The organism is Fluviicola taffensis DSM 16823 (assembly GCF_943372375.1).
GTDB classification, from domain to species: Bacteria; Bacteroidota; Bacteroidia; order Flavobacteriales_D; family Crocinitomicaceae; genus Fluviicola; species Fluviicola taffensis_A.
Genome location: NZ_CALRYJ010000013.1, coordinates 22441 through 43094 on the forward strand (window position 1 = coordinate 22441; position 20654 = coordinate 43094).

Consider the following 20654-nt stretch of genomic DNA (forward strand, 5'->3'; position numbering starts at 1 on the left):
TCAATGAAAGCTGCGTTTACTATTTGTTCCTTAAATTATTTGTCTTTGGCTCTGACACTTAAAAAGAGTATTCAGAAGACAAATCCGGAACTTCCGTTCTTTATTTTTCTGGCAGATAAATTAAACGGTGTAATCAGTGATGAATCCATTATTGAAATAGAGGACATTCAAATCCCTCAGACACAATTTAAAACACTTACCGAAACTTACAATATCATTGAATTCAATACGGCATTAAAGCCATTTATCATCGAATATTTGGATCAAAACAAGGGGTTCACCTCATTGATTTATCTGGATCCGGATATCGTGGTTTATGATCAGTTGGATTCCGTATGGAACGAATTGGTGAATGGAGAATTTATCCTGACTCCTCACATGATTAAACCGGTTGATCAGGCAGAATTGGACTATCTGACTTTAGGAACTATCAACACAGGCGTTTTCAACCTGGGATTTATCGGAATTCAACTAACAGATTCTTCTCGCAAGATTATTTCCTGGTGGAAAAACCATTTGCTCCATTATGGTCACAACAATATTTTGAATGGTGAATTCTACGATCAGAAAGTCATGAATTTACTTCCTGTTTTTTCCGATAAAACCATTATTTCCAGAAATTTCGGATTGAATGTTGCGGAATGGAACCTCCATGAACGAAAACTTTCCAAAGTTGACGGAAACTTTTTTGTGAATGAACACTATCCTTTGGTATTCTTTCACTTTAGTGGCGTAAAAATGACTAGCGCTGCTGAAAACAGTCAAAACAACATTCAGTTCAAACGTATTCAATCCGATCCGTTAAGTGAATTACTGAATGAATACATTGCCTGCAATATCGAAAACGGGTTTGAACAATTGAAAAACATTCCCTGCCATTACAAATTGCGTCCGAATATCCATCGGGCATCACGCTGGGAAATCTACAAATACAAACTAAAATCATGGCTCAAGTCGAAATAATCCCCTTATTTCCTCCTGCAGAACCCATCGATTTAAAAGGGGCTTTTGACAACGACCCACCAATACATGAGGCAGTAGCCATTCATATTTTGGGAAAGGCTCGTGTGAATTATTATGGCTATGTCTTTCAAAATGGTCGCGTCTACGAACACTTTGTTTCGCCTAGACACCGTGGAACCATTACCTGGAAGAATAGTCTCAGTAATTACCTGAAAAAAAAAGTCGTTCGGATTGATTCTCCTGTAATCAGTATCGCACATGGTTGGTATGACAATTACTATCACTTTACATTGGAGGTGTTGGTTAAAGTTTTCTTGTTGAAAGATTACCTGAATGAAGCCACCATCATTTTTCCTGCAAAAACCAGTGAATTTCATCGGAAATGGTTCGATATAATCGGCTTGAAAAACATTCGATACATCGCAGAAAATGAAGTTGTTGTTAGTCCGAAAGTGATTTCATGTAATTTCCCCAATCGCGATTTGAATCATCATCATTTGATTACGCCTCTTTTTAGAAAATGGATTATTGAACAATCCCAAAAAAGAGGTTTCTTGGAAGTAGCTCAATTTCCTTCTAAGCTATTCATCGACAGAGAGAAAGCAGCCTATCGAAAAATTATCAATCACGAAGAAATAAAACAAGTAATCACGGATGCTGAAATTCCCATGCTCAATTTGGAAGAGCTTACTTTGGAGGAACAAATCAATGCACTGTATTTTGCAAAGCATGTTTCTTTTGTCCATGGAGCAGGATTGACCAATATTCTTTTTTGTAATCCGGAAACACGCATTTTCGACTTTTGCCACACGAATTTCAATCAACATTGTTTTTATAAATTGAGTGTTCCGCTCAAGCTGGATTACCAATTAATCAAATGCGACGGCAATGATGTTCATGAGCTACCCGGATATTGCGATTTGTTTTTACCTTTAAATTCAGTGAGAGAAATCATCAAATGAAGCGTATTTCAGTAATCATTCCAACGTTTGATCGGGGCAATATATTTGATGAATGTATCCAATCTGTGCTGGAAAGCATTAGTCCCCTTGATGAAATCATTGTTGTAAACGATTCCAAAAAACAGGCGCTTCAATTAAAGTTAGAAGACAAACGCATACAAGTGTTTGACAATCCAAAAAGCGGTGTTGCATCCGCACGAAACATGGGAGCTTCTCATGCTCAGGGTGAATTCCTGTTGTTCATTGATGACGATATGATCATTAATTCGCATGCAATCGAATCTTGTTATCAATTGATTTTGGAAAACCCGGAAACAGCAATCAATGCAGACTGGGTTTATATTCCGGAAGAGCTGCAAAAAAGCGAATCGAAACCCTTCAGAAGGTACTTGGAGCGCATCGAATTCACTTCTTTAAAAGGATGGTGTACAGATTTGCAATGGGTAACAAACGGAACAGTGCAAGCAAAAGGAATTACTTCACAATTTTTGTTGATCCAACGAAGCATTTTCGGGAAAATAAATGGATACAATGAAGCTTTTCATTTCGCGGGATTTGAAGATTATGATCTTGGCAAGCGCTTAGAAAAGACCGGACTAACATTTCTGATTAATACACAATGCCTCATTTATCATAATGAAAAAGACAGAATGGAGATCATTCCATTTCTCGAACGCAAGAAAAGAGGTGCATTTACCAGAAAAGAAGCCGTTATGATGGGCTATTCGGAGCTTAAAATTCCTTATTCGAAAATCCAATGGTTCTATTACTCAATCCTTTCTTCTCTGTCACCAATGATTGTATCTGTTGTCAAACGGATTCCAAATAGAAAATCGTGGGATCGACTTTATACGCATTTAATGAATCGACTAACCGGAATTTATATCTTCGATGGCTACAATGGAAAAAGATAATTATTTCCCGGCATTAACCGGGATTCGTGCGATAGCTGCATACATGGTATTTTTTCACCATTACAATCCCTTTTCCTCCTATCAGAATCAAGTAAGATACTTTACAGATGAATTGCATACAGGAGTTACTTTTTTCTTTGTTTTAAGTGGTTTTCTAATCGCTCAAAGATATTTTGACAAACAAATTCGGTTCAAGGATTATATTTTTCTGCGTTTTGCCAGAATATTCCCACTTTTTTTGGTCATTCTTATTGGAACTATCAGTTATAACATACTCATTCTAAAGTTTAATGTTTCCAGCGAAATGATTCATTTCTTACTGAATGCGACCTTGCTAAAGGCATTTTCATCTCAGTTTATTTTTACCGGAATTCCTCAGGCATGGTCCTTGTCTGTTGAAGAACTCTTTTACTTAACAGCTCCCTTCATTTTTTATTTAATCAAGAAAAAACGCATCTTCCTGATTCTAGCTCCTCTTGTGCTTTTAACAATCGGATACTTGCTCTATCTCATCTTTCATCCAATTTCATTTTATGGATTTTTTGATTCTACGGATCTGATATTCAACTACACTTATTTTGGAAGATGTTGTGAATTCTTTATTGGAATTGCTTTGTTCTACCTCTACTCCCGTTATTCCATCAAAATCAAGTACATCACCTGGATCGGATGTCTAGGTTGCATTTTAGGAATCCTTTCAATCAGTTTTTTCAGGGATCACGGAGAACTTGGAATTCGTCACCCAATGGGAATGTTGATTAACACCCTTTTGCTTCCCCTTTTAGGAATTGCACCTTTATATTTTGGCTTAATCACAGAAAGAACACTTCTTTCAAGATTGCTTTCATCGGGAGTATTTCAACTGTTAGGAAAAAGCTCTTATGCATTCTATTTGATTCACTTAGGATTTATTTTTATGATTGTTAATCACTTTACTGAAAATAGTTTAATCAACTTTTTGCTTATTCAACTGATTTCAATCGGCTTATTCAAATTCATTGAAGAACCGGTTCATAAAAGATTAAGGTCTTATATTAGACGAAAAAACACACTAATTGATATGAATCCATCATGAGTATGAAAGATCTTTTCCGGTCCGTTCTAAAACTTCCGATACTTGAAAAAGGCTGGGTTCAATTGGTGAAAAATAAAACCTACGGCACTTCTATTACGAAGTTCACTCCCAATCATTACAGCTACAAAGATCCAACTCTTCGAACTGCGACAAGAGATGGGATCAATTACGAACTGAACCTGGCAAACATTGTTGAATGGCATCTTTATTTCGGATTCAAGGAAATCGCGAAAGAGAAGCTACTCCAATTGAATTCAAATCCGATTACCGTTCTTGACGTTGGGGCGAATATTGGAGAAGTATCGTTCAATTTTGCAAACAAATATCCCCGGGCAATCGTTCATGGTTTTGAACCTCATCCGACAACCTTTCAGAAATTGAAAAGGAATCATGCCCTAAATTCATTCAAAAACCTGCATCTTCAGAATCTTGGTTTGGGAGCACAAAAGGGGGAAGTTTATTTTGAAGAACGGGAAATTGGAAATCCGGGAATGAATCGTGTAACATCCGATCCGAAAAAATCAACCCATAAAATTGCAATCACCACACTCGATTCATTTATCGAAGAAAATCAGATTCCTCCGGTTTCAATTATTAAAATTGATGTGGAAGGCTACGAACATGAAGTATTGAAAGGTGCTGTAAACCTGCTAACAAATAACAAACCGCAGCTTTTTATCGAATTGGATGATTCAAACTTGATGGAACAAGGAAGCAACGCCACAGATTTCATTCAATTCATCGAATCTTTCGGTTATGTAATTGAACATGCGGAAACAGCTGAAATCATTACTAAAAATAGCGATCTGAAGAATTCTCATTTCGATATCATCTGTAAACCTATCCTTTGAAAATCTGCTACATCATATCGGATATTGACAAAGCTGTTTATTTCGAACAGACGGCTCTTGCATTGAGAAAAAAAGGGGTGGACGTTTCTTATATCCTGATCAATTGCACCAATAAAACCCTGCATCTTTTTCTAAAAGAAAACGACTTTCCGGTCTTCACTTTAGAAACTCCGTCCCTATTGAAATCACGCAAAGCAATTGGGGAATGTAAAGTCCTTTTAAAGCAATTAGAAATTGAGGTCGTTCATTGTCATTTGGCGCATGCTAATTGGATCGGATTGTGGGCTTCAAAACGTGCCGGAATTAAAACCCGAATTTATACCCGACATTCCGGTGAACCGCTGAAATTGCATTGGAAAGAGCGATTGATCGATAAAATACAGAACCGTTTAGCAACCAAGATTGTTGCCATTTCAAAAAACATCGATGATTTATTGAATCACCAAGCCGTCCCGAAATCAAAACGAATCCTTATTCACCATGGATTTGATCTGGAACGATTTTCCAATCCCGATTCGGAGGAAGTTGAACGAATCAGAAAGCAGTATAATCCGGACAACCTGAATCCGACTATTGGAGTCATTTCGCGTTGGCTGGAATTAAAAGGAATCCAGTATATCATTGAAGCTTTTCAAAAACTATTGAAAGATTATCCGAATGCACAATTATCCTTGTTCGGAGCTTCAGAAAACGCAGATTATTCATCCGAAATAAGCGAGCTTTTAAAACAACTTCCCAAAAAGAACATCTCTATTGTGTCTTTTGAGAACAATGTGTACGATCTCTATCAATTATTTGACATCTATATCCACGTACCGGTGAATCCAAGTTGTGAAGCATTCGGACAAACTTATGTCGAAGCATTGGCAGCCGGTATTCCATCCATCGTTACTTTGAGTGGAGTTGCCCGGGAATTCATTGTTCCTGAAGAAAATGCGTTGGTAGTTCCATTTAAAGATTCGCAAGCTATTTATGATTCCATGATTCGTTTATTAAACGACCCGTTCCTTTGCGAAAAATTAGCATCTAATGGGCTCAATAGTGTTCAAGGATTGTTTAGCTTTGAGGATTATATTTTGAAACTTCAAGAACTCTACTCCTTATAATTCATGTTTCTCACCATCGTTATACCAACATACAATCGTGCTCATTTAATTGAAAGTACGCTCAAAAACGTTTTGAACCAAACGTGTGATGATTTCGAGGTGATTATCATTGATGACGGAAGCACGGACAATACGGAAGAAATCCTGCAACCATACCTATCTGAAAAGGTCCGTTATTTACGTATCCGGAATAGTGAACGTGGTGCGGCAAGAAATCGAGGAACAGAGCTGGCAAACGGAGATTACATCAATTGGTTCGACAGCGATGATGAAATGCTTGAAAAACACGTAGCATCCGCCAAAGAATTAGCTTCCAAACACCAATACCCGGAAGTTTTGAATCTGATGTACCAGATCAAAGACGGAATGAGCGGGAAAACAACTCCTGTTCAATCTTCCTACTCCAATGGTCAAAAACAACGGAAGAATTTTCTAATTGAAGGCAATTACCTGGCGTGTAATCCGGTAATTGTGCGCAAAGACATTGCACTGGAAAATCCATTCATTGAAGATCGTGCTCTAAGTGCCAGTGAAGATTACGAATTGTGGTTGCGCCTACTAGCCAAATATCCGTTCCATCAATCGGCTGAAATCACTTCTTTTTTGATCCAGCACGACGAAAGAAGCGTAAACACCATGACCGATCCTATTAAGTTAGAGACCCGGTTTCTTACATTCTTAAAATATATTGACGAAAATCAAGCTTTAAAAGAGTTTTTGGATGCCGATTATCACTATTTCGTGATGAGAAACTACTTAATCTTAGCTGTTGATTTAGCATACAACGACCACAAGCGAAAAGGTTTCTTTTATTTGAGAAAAGCAATCCGCGAACATAAAAGTGCGTTAAAACAACGTGTTTTCTGGGCTACATTGAAACATTTGATCCTTTAATTTCACGAAACTTTCATTTAACCTTGTCAAATATTCGTTCAACACTTCTACTTATTTTTTAGTCAACAAAAATGTTCTTTCATCCATAGATGCTATTAATTTTGCAAGATGCTTGATTCCCAATATCAACAGTGCGTGAGATGCGTTATGGATACGAGTGATCCTGATATTGTGTTCAATGAAGATGGCACCTGTAACCATTGTTCCGATTACATTTCCCGAATAAGGCCACTTTTTGATGACTCGAAGAAAAATAATGAGAAGGTTCGGAATCTGATTGATCAGATCAAATCCAAAGGAAAAGGAAAATCATACGACTCGATTATTGGTATCAGTGGCGGAGTGGATAGCTGTTACACTGCATACTACGCAAAAATAAATGGGTTGAATCCGCTTTTGGTTCATTTGGATAACGGATGGAATACGGAACTAGCTGTTCAAAATATCCAAACCATTGCAGTAAAATTGGAGCTGGATTTGGAAACGGTTGTACTTGATTGGTCTGAATTCAGAGAAATTCAACTGGCTTTTCTGAAGTCCTCCATAGTAGATATTGAAATTCCAACCGACCTGGCAATTCCAGCCGCTCTTCATCAATTAGCGACAAAATATGGCGTGAAAACTATCCTTTCCGGCGGCAATTACTCTTCAGAAGGGATTTTGCCACTTCAATGGGGATATCATGTCATGAAGGATATGAAACTCTATCGGTATATTGTGCAGAAATACAGCAGTATCAAACGCAAAAAAACACCCGGTTTCGGACTTTGGCAAGAATTCTATTTCAAGATGATCAAAGGAGTTAAGACCCATTACCCCTTGAATTTCATCGATTATAACAAAGATGAAGCACGATTAATTCTAGAAAAGGAATTAGGATGCCAGTTTCCGGACAGAAAACACCAGGAATCACGCTATACTGGTTTTTGGCAGTCGTATATCATGCCTGTAAAATATGGGTTTGATTATCGTTTAGCTACTTTCTCCACTCAAATTTGCTCCAATCAAATTACCCGTGATGAAGCTTTGGAAAAGCTTAAAGCGCTACCTTACAATCCGGAGACACTGGAAAAAGAGAAGCGCTTTATCTGCAAAAAATTACAAATTTCGTTGGAAGACTTTGATTTAATACTCAAGCAACCACCTTTGACGTATAAAAACTTTCCAAATTCAAAAAAGCGGATTAATTTCGTCTATAGCGTTTATCACTTATTATTTCCAAAAAAATGACAATGATCCAGTCAAAAAAAAACATTCTTATTACCGGTGGAGCAGGTTTTATACCTTCTTCTCTTGCTGACAGGTTGCTGCAAAATCCGGATTACTTCGTCGTACTGGTTGATAATTTTCTTACCGGAAAAAAAGAAAATATTCCACAGCATGAGAATTGCAAGTTCATACATGGAGATGTCAATAATTTTGATGACATCGCTCCTGTTTTCAGCTTGTATAACTTTGATTACGTATTTCATTATGCTGCTGTTGTAGGAGTAAAACGAACACTGGAAAATCCCATCATGGTGTTGGATGACATTCATGGGATTCGAAATATTTTGGATCTTTCCAAACGAACCGGAGTTAAGCGTGTGTTTTATGCCTCTTCTTCGGAGGTTTATGGAGAACCTGTTCATTTGCCGCAACATGAGACTATAACGCCATTAAACTCGCGATTGCCTTACGCCGTGGTGAAAAATGTCGGTGAATCTTATTTGCGTTCTTATCAGCAGGAATATGGATTGGATTATACCATCTTCCGATTCTTCAATACCTACGGACCAAAACAAAGTACCGACTTTGTCATGTCGCGCTTCATTCGTCTGGCATTGGCAAATCAAGATATTCCAGTCTATGGGGACGGTTCACAAACCAGAACATTCTGCTACATTGAAGACCATTTGGATGCTTGCACAAAAGCCATGGAATCTGATCTGGTAATCAACGATGTTGCCAATATCGGAAACGGAAAGATCGTAACGATTATGGAACTGGCCGAATTGATTATTCGACTGACGAATTCCAAATCGAAAATTGTTCATTTACCGCCATTGGAAGAAGGTGATATGACGAGAAGACAACCCGATATCGAAAAGATGAATACTTTGTTAGGGAAACCCTTCACTAGTCTGGAAGATGGGATTCAGAATATTTTGAATAATCTGATTTAAACCGTAACTTGACATGAGGTTAATTAGTTGTCCTCTCGCATTTAACTGAAACCTGAAATGAAGAATGTGCTTTACTTGTCATACGATGGTATGACTGATCCCCTAGGACAAAGCCAGGTATTGCCCTATTTGATCGGGTTAAGTAAAAGAGGATTTCATTTGACGCTTATCAGTTTTGAAAAACCGGATCGGTATTCTCAGGAAAAAGCAAAAATAGAAGCGCTTTGTAATGAAAACAACATTCATTGGAAACCACTTAGCTATACCAAAAAACCACCTGTCCTTTCAACTATTCTGGATATCCGAAAAATGAAAAAGAATGCCTTTGTCCTGCACCAGGAAAAATGCTTTCAACTGGTTCATTGCAGAAGTTATATCAGCGCTTTGATCGGATTGAAACTCAAGAAAGAAAAAGGGGTGAAATTCCTTTTCGATATGCGCGGTTTTTGGGCGGATGAACGAGTAGAAGGCGGAATCTGGAATCTGAAAAACCCCTTGTTCAAAACCATTTACAACTACTTCAAAAAGAAAGAACGCAGCTACTTTGAAGAAAGTGATGCAATTGTCAGTTTGACTGAAGTTGGGAAATCCGAAATCTTATCCTGGAATTTAAACGCAGTTACTCCCGAAAAAATTCAGGTTATTCCTTGTTGTGTAGACTTAAAACTCTTCAATCCCCAAAAAACAGACTCCGATCTCATCCACAAAAAAAAGTTCGAGTATCATTTGACTGACAAATACATTGTGGGTTACGTCGGTTCTATTGGAACTTGGTATCAATTGAGGGAAATGCTCTTGTCTTTCAAACACATCCTTCAGTTAAAGCCCCATGCCGTTTTTCTTTTCGTAACGAAAGAATCTCCTTCAACCATTCAATCGGAAGCTGAAAATCTCGGGATAGCAGCCGATTCAATCCGGGTTGTGGCAACCCAGCATCATAAAGTTCCTTGTTTCATCTCCCTTTTCGATTGTTCCATCTTTTTTATTCGTCCCAGTTTTTCAAAAAAAGCTTCTTCCCCAACGAAACAAGGGGAAATAATGGCAATGGGGATTCCATTGATCTGTAATGCCGGAGTTGGTGACACCGATGAAATTGTGATGCGTTATAGTTCCGGATTGGTTCTAAAAGACACAACGGAAGAAACTCTCTCCTCCTTCACTTTGGACTTTCCAACTTTTGACAGAGAAAGAACCATGCTGGGAGCGAAAGAATATTTTGGTTTGGATCGCGGGGTTGAATCGTATTTCACCATTTACGACAAATTTGTCGGATAATTTTCTTTACCTGTAATCTCAAAAAAAAAGCTCATTTTTGCTCCTGTGAAATTGAAAAAGCTCCATATCATTGCCCCATATCCAAAAGGAGAAGCACCTTCACAGCGCTTTCGATTCGAGCAATATCTGTCTTTTTTGGAGGAAAACGATTTTGAGATTCGTTATCATTCCTTTCACACCCCGAAAAGCTGGGAAAGACTTTACAAGAAAGGCCATTTCATTCAGAAATTCCTGGACTTAAACTACAATTTTCTTCGTCGTTGGATTCTTTTATTTCAATTGATCGGAGCAAAACACCTATTCATGCACCGGGAAATGACACATCTTGGTCCCCCGGTTTTCGAATGGATCCTAGTAAAAATCATGCGCAAAAAATACGTTTACGACTTCGATGATGCCATTTGGATTCCGAATTACAGTTCTGCGAATGCACGCTTTCAAAAATTGAAGTGCTATTGGAAAGTACATTACCTCATCAAATGGGCATCGAAAGTAAGTGCAGGCAATGATTTTTTAGCAGATTATGCACGTGCTTTCAATTCGAACGTAGAGGTGATCCCCACAACAATTGACACTCAAAACCAACACACCAAATTGGTCAACCAAGAGCACAAACCCTTGGTGATCGGTTGGACCGGAACACATTCGACCATGCATTACCTGGATTTTGTCGTACCCATTTTACGTAAATTGGAAAACGAATTTGAGTTCCGGTTCAAAGTCATTTCAAATAAAAAACCCAATTACGAACTGAACTCTTTGGTTTACATGGATTGGAAAGAAGAAACGGAAATTGAAGATTTGGCAGAAATCCAGATCGGGATTATGCCGCTTGTTTTGGATGCCTGGTCAGAAGGGAAATGTGGATTCAAAGCATTGCAATACATGGCACTCGGAATGGCAAGCATTATTTCCCCGGTAGGTGTAAACACGAAGATCATTCAACACGAAGAGAATGGATTCATTGCAGAAACTACCGACGAATGGGAACACGCACTCCGAATATTATTGGAGAACGAGCAATTACGAATCGAATTTGGAAAAAAGGCAATAGGGTCCATTCAAAAAAACTGGAGCGTGGATGTTTGGAAGGAAAACTATTTAAAATTGGTTCAATAAGTCATTCTTTCGTCGATCCATTAAAAAAATCAGGTACCTTTGAGGTTGCTCTTTTTACTCGGTTCAAAAAAGTGAAAAGGGTTCAAAAGGTTCAGAATTCGAGACTATTTAGTACAATCTATTTGAACTTTTTCACTTTTGCATTTTGCATTTTGACTTTTGACTTTTTAATTCATTTATGGGAACTCTTCATTCAGACCAAACATTCAGTAAGCTCAATTCCAACCAATCTGATCTGGAACCGGGTGATTATGAAAATTGCACGTTCAAACACTGTGATTTTTCAAATACCAATTTCTCGAAATTCAAATTCATCGACTGCGAATTTTACGAATGCAACCTGAGTGTCAGTTCAATTTCCAATACCTCATTTCAAGATATCAATTTCATCCATTGCAAATTATTAGGATTGCGGTTCGATATAGCAAATCAATTCGGACTTTCACTCTATTTTGAGAATTGTACCTTGAATCATTCCTCTTTCTATAAATGTCGTTTACCCAAAATAAAATTTCAGGGTTGCCAACTTCAGGAAGTTGATTTTACCGAATCTGATTTAAGTGATGGTGTGTTTACCGATTGTGATCTGATGCATGCAACTTTCGAAAGAACCAACTTAGAGAAAGCTGATTTCAGAACTGCATCCAACTTTTCAATCGATCCGGAAAACAATAAAGTGAAGAAAGCAAAATTTTCAGTGAATGGTTTGGCCGGACTATTGAATAAGTATCAGTTACAAATTGACTAACTAAAAAAGGTGACCAACTCTGACCACCTTTTTATCACTAGAGTCATTGGGACTCAACTGTAAAATCCTCAATTGTTAAGAACCACAACCAACACATTCGATGTAGCTGTCCATTGGACGAACTCCCTCTACCTGCATTTTCAAGTTATGGATTTTGTCTTTGATGTCCATATCTGCAAACATGTCACCCGTCAACTGTGCTTCCAGCACTGTGATTTCTTCTTGTAATTTTTGTGTGTTTTCCATTTTTTGAAGGGTTTAAAATGAACTTTGAAAGTTAGGGAATATCCTGCGATCAATTATAATGCGGTATTCATGACTTATGAGCAGAGTTTTTAACAAGGGACTTCGACTACGCTCAGTCACCTTGTTTATCTAATCTACTTAAGCTAAAGTGTGTTTTATTTCTGCATTCAGCTAACATTTTTAAGTCATTCTTCCGATTTTCAATTAAAGCTTGCTTTTTACTACGACTCCATCCTTGAATTTGTTTTTCCCTGTAAAATGCAAAATCAATTCGATCAAATTCTTCAAAATAAATTAGTTCTACCGGTCCATATTTCCGAGTATGATTCGACCCTAATCCAAATTGATGCTCCTCTAGTCTTTTATCTAAATCTTTCGTGCTTCCAGTATAATAACTATTATTTGAACAAAGTAATATGTACATAAAGCAAGTCATTCAATTTCTTGTTTCTACTTAAGATACTGAAAAATATTTTTATCAGCAAAAATAGTGACCTTTTAAAGGTGACTGAGCGCAGTCGAAGGCACAATAAAAGAAAAATCTCCCTGTTAAATCAGCTAGTTTTTACCTATCTTTACTTGCTACTCAAAAGTGGATAAAAACAAGAAAAGGACATGTGCGGAATAGCTGGATTTATTGACTTCAACGGAGCTTCTTCAGAACAAGACCTGGAAGATATGACACATGCTTTGGAGCATCGTGGTCCTGATGGATTCGGAACTTTTATCCAAGGAACTTCTGAATATAAAATCGGATTCGGTCACCGAAGACTTGCAATATTGGAGCTTTCTGAATTGGGGAAACAACCCATGTCCTGGAATCAATACACCATTGTTTTTAATGGGGAGATCTATAACTTTTCCGAAATCAAAAATGAACTGGAAAAACTAGGTCATTCCTTTTTGGCAGAATCCGATACTGAAATGATTTTGCATGCTTACGCAGAATGGGGTGAAAAATGTCTTGATCGATTTATTGGAATGTTTTCCTTTGTTATTTATGATTCCAAATCCGAAGAAGTATTTATTGCAAGGGATCGCGCCGGAGTAAAGCCCTTATTTATTTATGAGAAGAACGGATTGTTTCTCTTTGCATCTGAATTAAAGGCTTTTCACCAACATGCAGATTTCGAGAAGAAAATAAGTACACAAGCTGTTCAAGCTTATTTACAATATGGAAGTGTTCCTACTCCACATTGTATTTTTGAGAATTGTTCGAAATTGGAGCCTGGTCATTACATAAAAACATCCCTGAAGGATTTCAAAACCGATTCTACACCGTATTGGAATGTGTATGACTATTACAATAAGCCCAAATTGGTGATTTCTCCGGAAGATGCAAAACAAGAAACAGAACGCATTTTGAAATCAGCATGCGAATACCGCATGGTTGCCGATGTTCCGGTTGGTGTATTCCTAAGTGGTGGCTACGACAGCACTTGTGTAACCGCCCTTTTGCAAAAGGATCGGACGGAAGCGTTGCGCACATTTACTATTTCAGTCCCCGACATTGGTCTGAATGAAGCTCCTTATGCGAAAGAAATCGCAGAACGGTTACAAACAAATCATACGGAAACGGAATGTACAGCGCAGGATGCTATTGATCTGATTGCTCAACTACCTTATTTCTATGATGAACCCTTTGCCGATTCAAGTGCCATTCCGACAACCCTGGTTTCAAAAATTGCGAAGCAGGATGTCACTGTAGCTTTAAGTGCAGATGGTGGTGACGAAGTTTTTGCCGGTTATAACCGGTATGAATTGATTCTCAAATACGTAGAAAAACTGAATAAAATTCCGGGATTTGCCCGAAAAAGTATGGCTGGGGTAATGGACCTGGTTTCCGCAAATTCCATTCCCGTCCTAAAAAACAAATACAACTTTGCCCAACGGTACGAAAAAACCAAATCCATTCTTCGGAACACGAGTGACCAAAATATCATGCTCAGCGTTAGTCAATTGTTTACCGAAGAGCAGATCAACAGTCTTTGCACTAAGCGATTTGAAAAATTAAGCACCTATTTTGACAGCAAGGAATTGAAAAACTACAGTCCCTTAGCTTTTGCTCAGGCAATGGATTATCAAACCTATTTATTGGATGATATTCTCCAAAAATTGGATCGGGCTTCCATGTCTGTGAGTTTGGAAAGCAGGGAACCCTTGTTGGACCATAGACTAATTGAATACGTTGCTCAATTACCGGATGAATTGAAATTTCGGAATGGCTCCAAAAAATGGCTTTTAAAGGAAATTGTCCATAATTATATTCCTAAGTCAGTAATGGACCGACCGAAAATGGGCTTTGCAATTCCAATCGAATCCTGGTTAAAAAACGAATTACGCGACCTGTTGGAAACTTATCTCTGTGAAGATAAAATTAATGAAACCGGATTCTTCAACTGGAAAGAAATTGAAAAATTGAAAAGCGGATTTTTAGCCGGAAGAAAAGAATTTGGAGTAAAAATATGGTATCTGCTTTCTTACCTGATGTGGTTTGAAAAGTGGGGGAAATAAAAACAAATTAAATCTGGGATTATGGAGAGTATGAAGAATGTGGCGATAAAAACCACGATGGAATTTGATGTCTCTGCACGTGATCTTTGGGAAGCGATAACAGACCCTTCACATTTCAAGAAATGGTATTTTCACATACATCATTTCACAACGAAAGTTGGTGAAAGCTTTGACTTCTATGAATCAGAAGCCCGTAAGTACCTGCATCACTGCACCGTTCTTGAATTGGAAGAAGGTAAAAAATTTGTGCATTCATGGGAGCACCCCGAACAATCGGAAGGCTCTTCCATCGTAACGTGGTTGGTTGAATCGATCGACAGTAACCATTCCAAATTAACTTTAACCCATGAGGGAGTGGAATCCTTTTCTGATGCCGGACCTAATTTCACTCCGGAGAATTTTCAAATGGGATGGGATGCAATCATCAAAAACTCCTTGCGGAATTACCTCCATCTGATCGATAAACTTCATTTTTCCATTAACATCAATGCTACAAAAGAAAAAGTATGGGAGGTTCTTTGGAATAAGGAAAGTTATAAAATCTGGACTGCTCCCTTTGGTGAAGGCTCTCATTACAAAGGCGATCTGGCTCCCAACGCACGTGTTCATTTTTTGACACCTAACGGAAGTGGAATGTATAGTGACGTGATGTTCTATAAAGAGCATTCATTGATCGTATTCAGACACGTTGGGGGTATGAAGGACTGCGAGGAGCAGGAAATCGATAACGAAAGCAGACATTGGACCGGTTGTTTCGAAGTTTATCGTTTAGTGGAGATCAATGCAAACACAACGGAATTGGAAGTTGAGGTGGATGTAACAAACGCACACATTGAATTCATGAAAAAGAAATTTCCAATCAGTTTGGAAAAAGTGAAGGAATTGAGTGAAAAATAGATCACTAAAGAACTGAAAACATGAACCGCTGAGCAAACTAATTTGAGCCGCTAACCAAAATCATTTCTGTATATTAGAACGAACTTTGTCCTATAAATTCAAGTATATGAAAAAAGTCATTTTAATTACGGGTGCTTCTTCAGGGATGGGGAAAGTGTTCGCACAAGATCTAGCGAAAGAAGGACATATTGTTTATGGTGCTGCAAGAAGAGTTGATTTATTGAAAGAATTAACCAAAAAAGGAGTCAAAACCATTGAGTTAGATGTTACAAACGATGAATCCATGCAATCGTGTGTTCAAACAATTTTAGATAAAGAAGGTCGAATCGACGTGCTTGTAAATAATGCCGGGTATGGTTCTTATGGAACAATTGAAGATGTTTCCATGGAGGAAGCAAAACGTCAATTGGATGTCAACGTTTTTGGTTTGGCTCGAATGACTCAATTGGTTCTTCCATCCATGCGCAAACAGAAATCAGGAAAAATCATCAATATTTCTTCCATTGGAGGAAAAATAGCAACTCCTTTCGGGGCTTGGTATCACGCAAGTAAATTTGCCGTAGAGGGAATGAGTGACAGCTTACGCACGGAAGTGAAACCATTTGGAATTGATGTCGTTGTCATCGAACCAGGAGGAGTAAAATCAGAATGGGCGACTATCGCTTATGAGAATCTGACCAAGACAACCCAAAATACCGCTTACAGTGAAATGGCGAATAAATTCAAAAAGGCATTTGAAACAACTATTTCAAAAAATGCGGAGCCTGAAGTTATTTCGCGCCTGGTATCAAAAGCAATCGCTGCCCGAAAGCCAAAAACGCGTTATTCGGGAGGATACATGGCGAAAACGGTATTATTCTTCCGTCGTTGGTTTGGGGACAGAACAATGGATAAGATCTTATTGAGCCAACTTCCAAAAAATTAGGAATTCTCCATGGCAGATCAACTCCAAGAAAACATGCTATTCTCCTGTGTTCATGAACAGCATTTTGGCACAGAACAACTGGTTCTTCACCATGCATTGAGCATTGTGATATCCGGGAAAATGGAAGTCTTCACTCCGGAAGGATCTCGCTTCTTCGAAGAAGGTAAAATGGGAATCATACGTAGGAATACTCTTTTGAAAACCCGCAAACATCCTGCATTGGACGGAAGACCTTTCAAATCATTCACCATTTTCCTTACCGAAGAGTTTTTACAGCAATTCGCCCTGCAGAATAACATTCCGACACAAGAGCGTTTCAGTGGAAGCTCCTTGTACGAGATTCCTGACGAATCTTTTATCAAAGGATTTTTCCAGTCGCTTCTTCCCTATTTTGAAAAACCCGATTTCTTCACGTCCAAAATGGCCACGCTGAAAACCGAAGAGGCTGTGGAACTTTTACTTCGATTGGATCAATCATTTTATAGGTTCCTATTTGATTTCAGTGAACCCTTCAAAATCGATTTGGAAGCATTTATGCAAAAAAACTACCTGTTCAATATTCCCTTGGTGGAGTTTGCGCGCCTTTCCGGTCGAAGTCTTTCGACTTTCAAACGTGATTTCTCCAAAACATTTCGAGAAACTCCTGAAAAATGGTTGAAACAACAGCGGCTTGTCGAAGCAAAAAACCTGCTCCAATCAACCAACCTAAGACCTTCTGATGTTTATTTACATGTCGGATTTGAGAATTTCTCACACTTTTCAAACTCTTTTAAAAATTATTTCGGTTTCAATCCTTCTACTGTTTTTAATTCCTAGAAAAAATGTAACTTAACTCAAAAAAAAAAATGAAACTACTTTTCGCTTCTTCCAATGCGTACAAGATTGCTGAGATCAAAGGGATTTTACCTCTTGGTTTTCAGCTAATTTCATTGAAAGAGATTCATTTTCACGACGAAATTCCGGAAACAGAAGATACCATTGAAGGAAATGCTATTCAAAAAGCCACCTTTTTGGCTGACAAAATGAATATTCCCTGTTTTGCAGACGATACAGGATTAATCATTCCAAGTTTGAACAATGAACCGGGAGTTTTTTCAGCACGCTATGCCGGCGAACAGCGAAATCCTGACGACAACATGGATTTGGTATTGGAAAAACTAAGTACCCAATCTGATCGAAGTGCACATTTCACGACCGTTATTGCATTGTATATCCATCATAAGGTGCATGTCTTTGAAGGACGCATCGACGGAACAATCATCCATGAGAAACGCGGAACTCAAGGCTTTGGCTACGATCCGATTTTTCTACCCGATGGCAGCGATAAAACATTTGCCGAAATGAGTGTTGAAGAAAAAAATGCAATGAGTCATCGTGCAAAAGCATTGGAAAAAATGATGGTTTACCTAAAGCGGATCGGATAAGGAAAATTAGCAAACAGTTCAATCATTAATAGACTAAAAGAGAGCGGTTTAAATTTTAAAATTCACCATTCAGTTTACTCAATTGGAAAGTCCTAAAAATTAACTATCTTATTTATTGACAATCCAATCTTCAACCCTTAAATTTGCCATCGTCGGTTAGGAATGATTCTTAGCACAATAATCAATTATAATAATCAAATTATGGCAGATTCAAATTCAACAATTCTGTATACACTTACTGATGAAGCTCCAGCTTTAGCAACGTATTCTTTCTTACCCATCGTCAAGGCATTTGCTGCAACGGCAGGTATAGAAGTGGAATCAAGAGATATTTCATTGGCGGCACGTATCCTGGCAACCTTTCCGGAATACCTGACAGCTGAACAACGTGTTCCAGATTCATTGTCTGAATTGGGTAAATTAGCTACAACACCTGAAGCAAATATTATTAAACTTCCCAATATTTCCGCATCCATTCCACAGTTGAAAGATGCTATTGCAGAATTGCAGGCATTAGGATTCAAGATTCCTGATTATACGGAATCTCCTGCAACAGAGGAAGAAAAAAATGCGAAAGCCAAATACGATAAAATTAAAGGTAGTGCTGTAAATCCGGTGCTTCGCGAAGGAAATTCAGATCGTAGAGCCCCAAGAGCTGTGAAAAACTACGCAAAGAAACATCCCCATTCAATGGGTGCGTGGTCAGCCGATTCACAAACCAAGGTCGCTAGTATGCCAAATGGCGATTTCTACGGAAGTGAAAAATCAGTTGTACTTCCAAGTGCTACGGATGTAAAAATCGAATTGATCCAAAACGATGGAACATCAAAGGTTCTAAAAGATAAGACATCGCTAAAAGCAGGTGAAATCATTGATGCTTCTGTAATGAGCCAACAAGCGCTTCGCAACTATATTGCAACCGAGATTGAAGAAGCAAAAGCTAATAACCTGTTACTTTCCGTTCACTTGAAAGCGACCATGATGAAAGTATCGGATCCGATTATCTTTGGTAATGTGGTTTCCGTTTATTTCAAAGATGTTTTCGAAAAACATGCTGCTGAATTTGCTCAATTGGGAATCAATCCTAACAACGGTTTAGGTGATTTGTATGCTAAAATAGAAGCCCTTCCGGCAGATAAAAAAGCGGCAATTGAAGCGGATATCAATGCAGTTTACGCAAAGAATCCAGCTATTGCAATGGTGAATTCTGAAAAAGGAATCACCAATTTACACGTTCCAAGTGACGTCATTGTAGATGCTTCCGTTCCGGCGGCAATCCGGACTTCCGGTAAAATGTGGAACAAAGAAGGAAACTTACAGGATACATTGATGATTATTCCTGACAGATCTTATGCAGGAGTTTATCAGACAGTTCTTGATTTTTGCAAAAAACATGGAGCATTGGATCCGACAACCATGGGATCTGTTCCAAATGTCGGTTTAATGGCTCAGGCAGCTGAGGAATACGGCTCACATGATAAAACATTCCAGATTCCTGCAAATGGTAAAGTGCGTGTTGTTGATGCAAATGGTACCGTTCTATTGGAACATGCTGTTGAAGCCGGAGATATCTGGAGAATGTGCCAGACAAAAGATGCACCAGTTCGCGATTGGGTAAAATTAGCTGTTACAAGAGCTCGTTTAAGCAATACTCCTGCCGTATTCTGGTTGGATAAAAATCGTGCACACGATGCCGAATTGATCTCTAAAGTGGAATTGTATCTAAAAGACCACGACACTTCCGGATTAGATATTCGTATCCTTTCTCCTGATCAAGCAACCCAATTCACGTTGGAGCGCATTGTGAAAGGTTTGGATACCATTTCAGTAAGTGGGAACGTGCTGCGTGACTATTTAACAGATTTGTTTCCGATTCTCGAAGTTGGTACGTCTGCTAAAATGCTTTCAATCGTTCCTTTAATGAATGGTGGAGGTTTATTTGAAACCGGTGCCGGAGGTTCCGCTCCCAAGCATGTGGAGCAATTCCTGGAAGAAGGTTATTTGCGTTGGGATTCACTTGGTGAGTTCTTGGCTTTGGCGGTTTCCTTTGAACACATGGCGCAAACTACAGGTAATGCAAAAGCGAAGGTTTTAGCAGAGACTTTGGATGCAGCAACTGAGAAATTTTTGGAAAACGATAAATCGCCCGCTAGAAAAGTAGGTGAGATCGATAATCGTGGAAGTCATTTCTTTTTAACTCTTTATTGGGCGCAAGCACTGGCTGCACAAAATAACGATGCAGAACTGAAAGCAAAATTCACACCTGTTGCCCAATCTTTATCCAATAATGAGAATAAAATTAATACTGAATTGATAAGTGCTCAGGGACACCCGGTAACTATTGGTGGTTATTACAAACCAACGCTTGAATTGGCGACCAAAGCTATGAGACCAAGTGAAACATTCAACGGAATTATTGCGGGAATTTGATTTAATTCATAAACAGAAAAAAGTTCGGCACTTTTAATGAGCAGAAGTGTCGTTTAAAAATAAGAGTCCGGTTTCGGGACAACAAGACAAAAAAAGGGCTGTTTCAATGAAACAGCCCTTTTAATTTCCCACTAATTAGGATATTC

General features: G+C 38.4%; 20 protein-coding genes. 18 read left to right on the forward strand and 2 right to left on the reverse strand.

Annotation, left to right across the window (positions count from 1 at the left end; all coding sequences use genetic code 11):
* Positions 1 to 3 precede the first annotated feature (3 nt).
* The 12 genes from AAG807_RS15955 to AAG807_RS16010 all read left to right on the forward strand — a co-directional run bounded on the left by AAG807_RS15955 (position 4) and on the right by AAG807_RS16010 (position 12072).
* Entirely contained in the window at positions 4 to 963 is a 960-nt protein-coding gene (locus AAG807_RS15955; RefSeq protein ID WP_341906087.1) for a hypothetical protein, read from the forward strand.
* Entirely contained in the window at positions 945 to 1925 is a 981-nt protein-coding gene (locus tag AAG807_RS15960) for a glycosyltransferase family 61 protein (protein ID WP_341906090.1), read from the forward strand. Before AAG807_RS15955 ends, AAG807_RS15960 begins: the two co-directional genes overlap by 19 nt.
* Positions 1922 to 2839, forward strand: coding sequence for a glycosyltransferase (locus AAG807_RS15965; protein WP_341906094.1), 918 nt, complete (start codon positions 1922 to 1924; stop codon positions 2837 to 2839). The genes AAG807_RS15960 and AAG807_RS15965 overlap by 4 nt, the downstream gene beginning before the upstream one ends.
* Positions 2817 to 3914, forward strand: coding sequence for an acyltransferase (locus AAG807_RS15970; RefSeq protein ID WP_341906095.1), 1098 nt, complete (start codon positions 2817 to 2819; stop codon positions 3912 to 3914). The genes AAG807_RS15965 and AAG807_RS15970 overlap by 23 nt, the downstream gene beginning before the upstream one ends.
* On the forward strand, positions 3911 to 4765 hold the full coding sequence (locus tag AAG807_RS15975; RefSeq protein ID WP_341906098.1) for an FkbM family methyltransferase: 855 nt from the start codon (positions 3911 to 3913) through the stop codon (positions 4763 to 4765). Before AAG807_RS15970 ends, AAG807_RS15975 begins: the two co-directional genes overlap by 4 nt.
* Positions 4762 to 5871, forward strand: a complete 1110-nt coding sequence (locus AAG807_RS15980) for a glycosyltransferase family 4 protein (protein WP_341906101.1) — start codon at positions 4762 to 4764, stop codon at positions 5869 to 5871. The genes AAG807_RS15975 and AAG807_RS15980 overlap by 4 nt, the downstream gene beginning before the upstream one ends.
* A 3-nt stretch (positions 5872 to 5874) precedes the next feature.
* A complete protein-coding gene (locus AAG807_RS15985) occupies positions 5875 to 6765 on the forward strand; it encodes a glycosyltransferase (protein WP_341906102.1) in 891 nt (296 codons plus the stop codon).
* A 108-nt stretch (positions 6766 to 6873) separates the two neighbouring features.
* Positions 6874 to 7995 (forward strand): N-acetyl sugar amidotransferase, encoded by a 1122-nt coding sequence (locus AAG807_RS15990; RefSeq protein ID WP_341906104.1) that lies wholly within the window; start codon positions 6874 to 6876, stop codon positions 7993 to 7995.
* A 2-nt stretch (positions 7996 to 7997) separates the two neighbouring features.
* Positions 7998 to 8930: an NAD-dependent epimerase/dehydratase family protein gene (locus AAG807_RS15995; RefSeq protein WP_341906107.1), complete on the forward strand. Its 933-nt coding sequence runs from the start codon at positions 7998 to 8000 to the stop codon at positions 8928 to 8930.
* Between the two features lie 57 nt (positions 8931 to 8987).
* Positions 8988 to 10205, forward strand: a complete 1218-nt coding sequence (locus AAG807_RS16000) for a glycosyltransferase (protein ID WP_341906109.1) — start codon at positions 8988 to 8990, stop codon at positions 10203 to 10205.
* A gap of 45 nt (positions 10206 to 10250) precedes the next feature.
* Complete coding sequence (locus tag AAG807_RS16005) at positions 10251 to 11324, forward strand: glycosyltransferase (RefSeq protein WP_341906111.1); 1074 nt, start codon at positions 10251 to 10253, stop codon at positions 11322 to 11324.
* Between the two features lie 178 nt (positions 11325 to 11502).
* Complete coding sequence (locus AAG807_RS16010; protein ID WP_341906113.1) at positions 11503 to 12072, forward strand: pentapeptide repeat-containing protein; 570 nt, start codon at positions 11503 to 11505, stop codon at positions 12070 to 12072.
* Between the two features lie 75 nt (positions 12073 to 12147).
* Here the strand turns inward: AAG807_RS16010 and AAG807_RS16015 are convergent, their stop codons facing one another.
* Positions 12148 to 12318 (reverse strand): hypothetical protein, encoded by a 171-nt coding sequence (locus tag AAG807_RS16015; RefSeq protein ID WP_013685511.1) that lies wholly within the window; start codon positions 12316 to 12318, stop codon positions 12148 to 12150.
* A 112-nt stretch (positions 12319 to 12430) separates the two neighbouring features.
* A complete protein-coding gene (locus tag AAG807_RS16020; RefSeq protein WP_341906116.1) occupies positions 12431 to 12742 on the reverse strand; it encodes a GIY-YIG nuclease family protein in 312 nt (103 codons plus the stop codon).
* Between the two features lie 191 nt (positions 12743 to 12933).
* Between AAG807_RS16020 and asnB the strand changes: the two genes are divergently transcribed.
* From asnB to AAG807_RS16050, 6 genes are all read left to right on the forward strand, one after another.
* Positions 12934 to 14832, forward strand: coding sequence for an asparagine synthase (glutamine-hydrolyzing) (gene asnB, locus AAG807_RS16025; protein WP_341906118.1), 1899 nt, complete (start codon positions 12934 to 12936; stop codon positions 14830 to 14832).
* Positions 14833 to 14853: 21 nt separating this feature from the next.
* A complete protein-coding gene (locus AAG807_RS16030) occupies positions 14854 to 15729 on the forward strand; it encodes an SRPBCC domain-containing protein (RefSeq protein WP_341906121.1) in 876 nt (291 codons plus the stop codon).
* Between the two features lie 106 nt (positions 15730 to 15835).
* Positions 15836 to 16654, forward strand: a complete 819-nt coding sequence (locus AAG807_RS16035) for an oxidoreductase (protein WP_341906124.1) — start codon at positions 15836 to 15838, stop codon at positions 16652 to 16654.
* A 9-nt stretch (positions 16655 to 16663) separates the two neighbouring features.
* Positions 16664 to 17470 carry an AraC family transcriptional regulator gene (locus tag AAG807_RS16040; protein ID WP_341906127.1) on the forward strand — a complete coding sequence of 269 codons (807 nt, stop codon included), beginning with the start codon at positions 16664 to 16666 and terminating at the stop codon, positions 17468 to 17470.
* 29 nt (positions 17471 to 17499) lie between these two features.
* The gene (gene rdgB, locus AAG807_RS16045; protein WP_341906130.1) at positions 17500 to 18078 is read left to right on the forward strand and encodes an RdgB/HAM1 family non-canonical purine NTP pyrophosphatase; all 579 of its coding nucleotides are present in this window, start codon (positions 17500 to 17502) and stop codon (positions 18076 to 18078) included.
* A 201-nt stretch (positions 18079 to 18279) separates the two neighbouring features.
* A complete protein-coding gene (locus tag AAG807_RS16050) occupies positions 18280 to 20508 on the forward strand; it encodes an NADP-dependent isocitrate dehydrogenase (protein ID WP_341906132.1) in 2229 nt (742 codons plus the stop codon).
* The last annotated feature ends 146 nt before the right edge of the window (positions 20509 to 20654 follow it).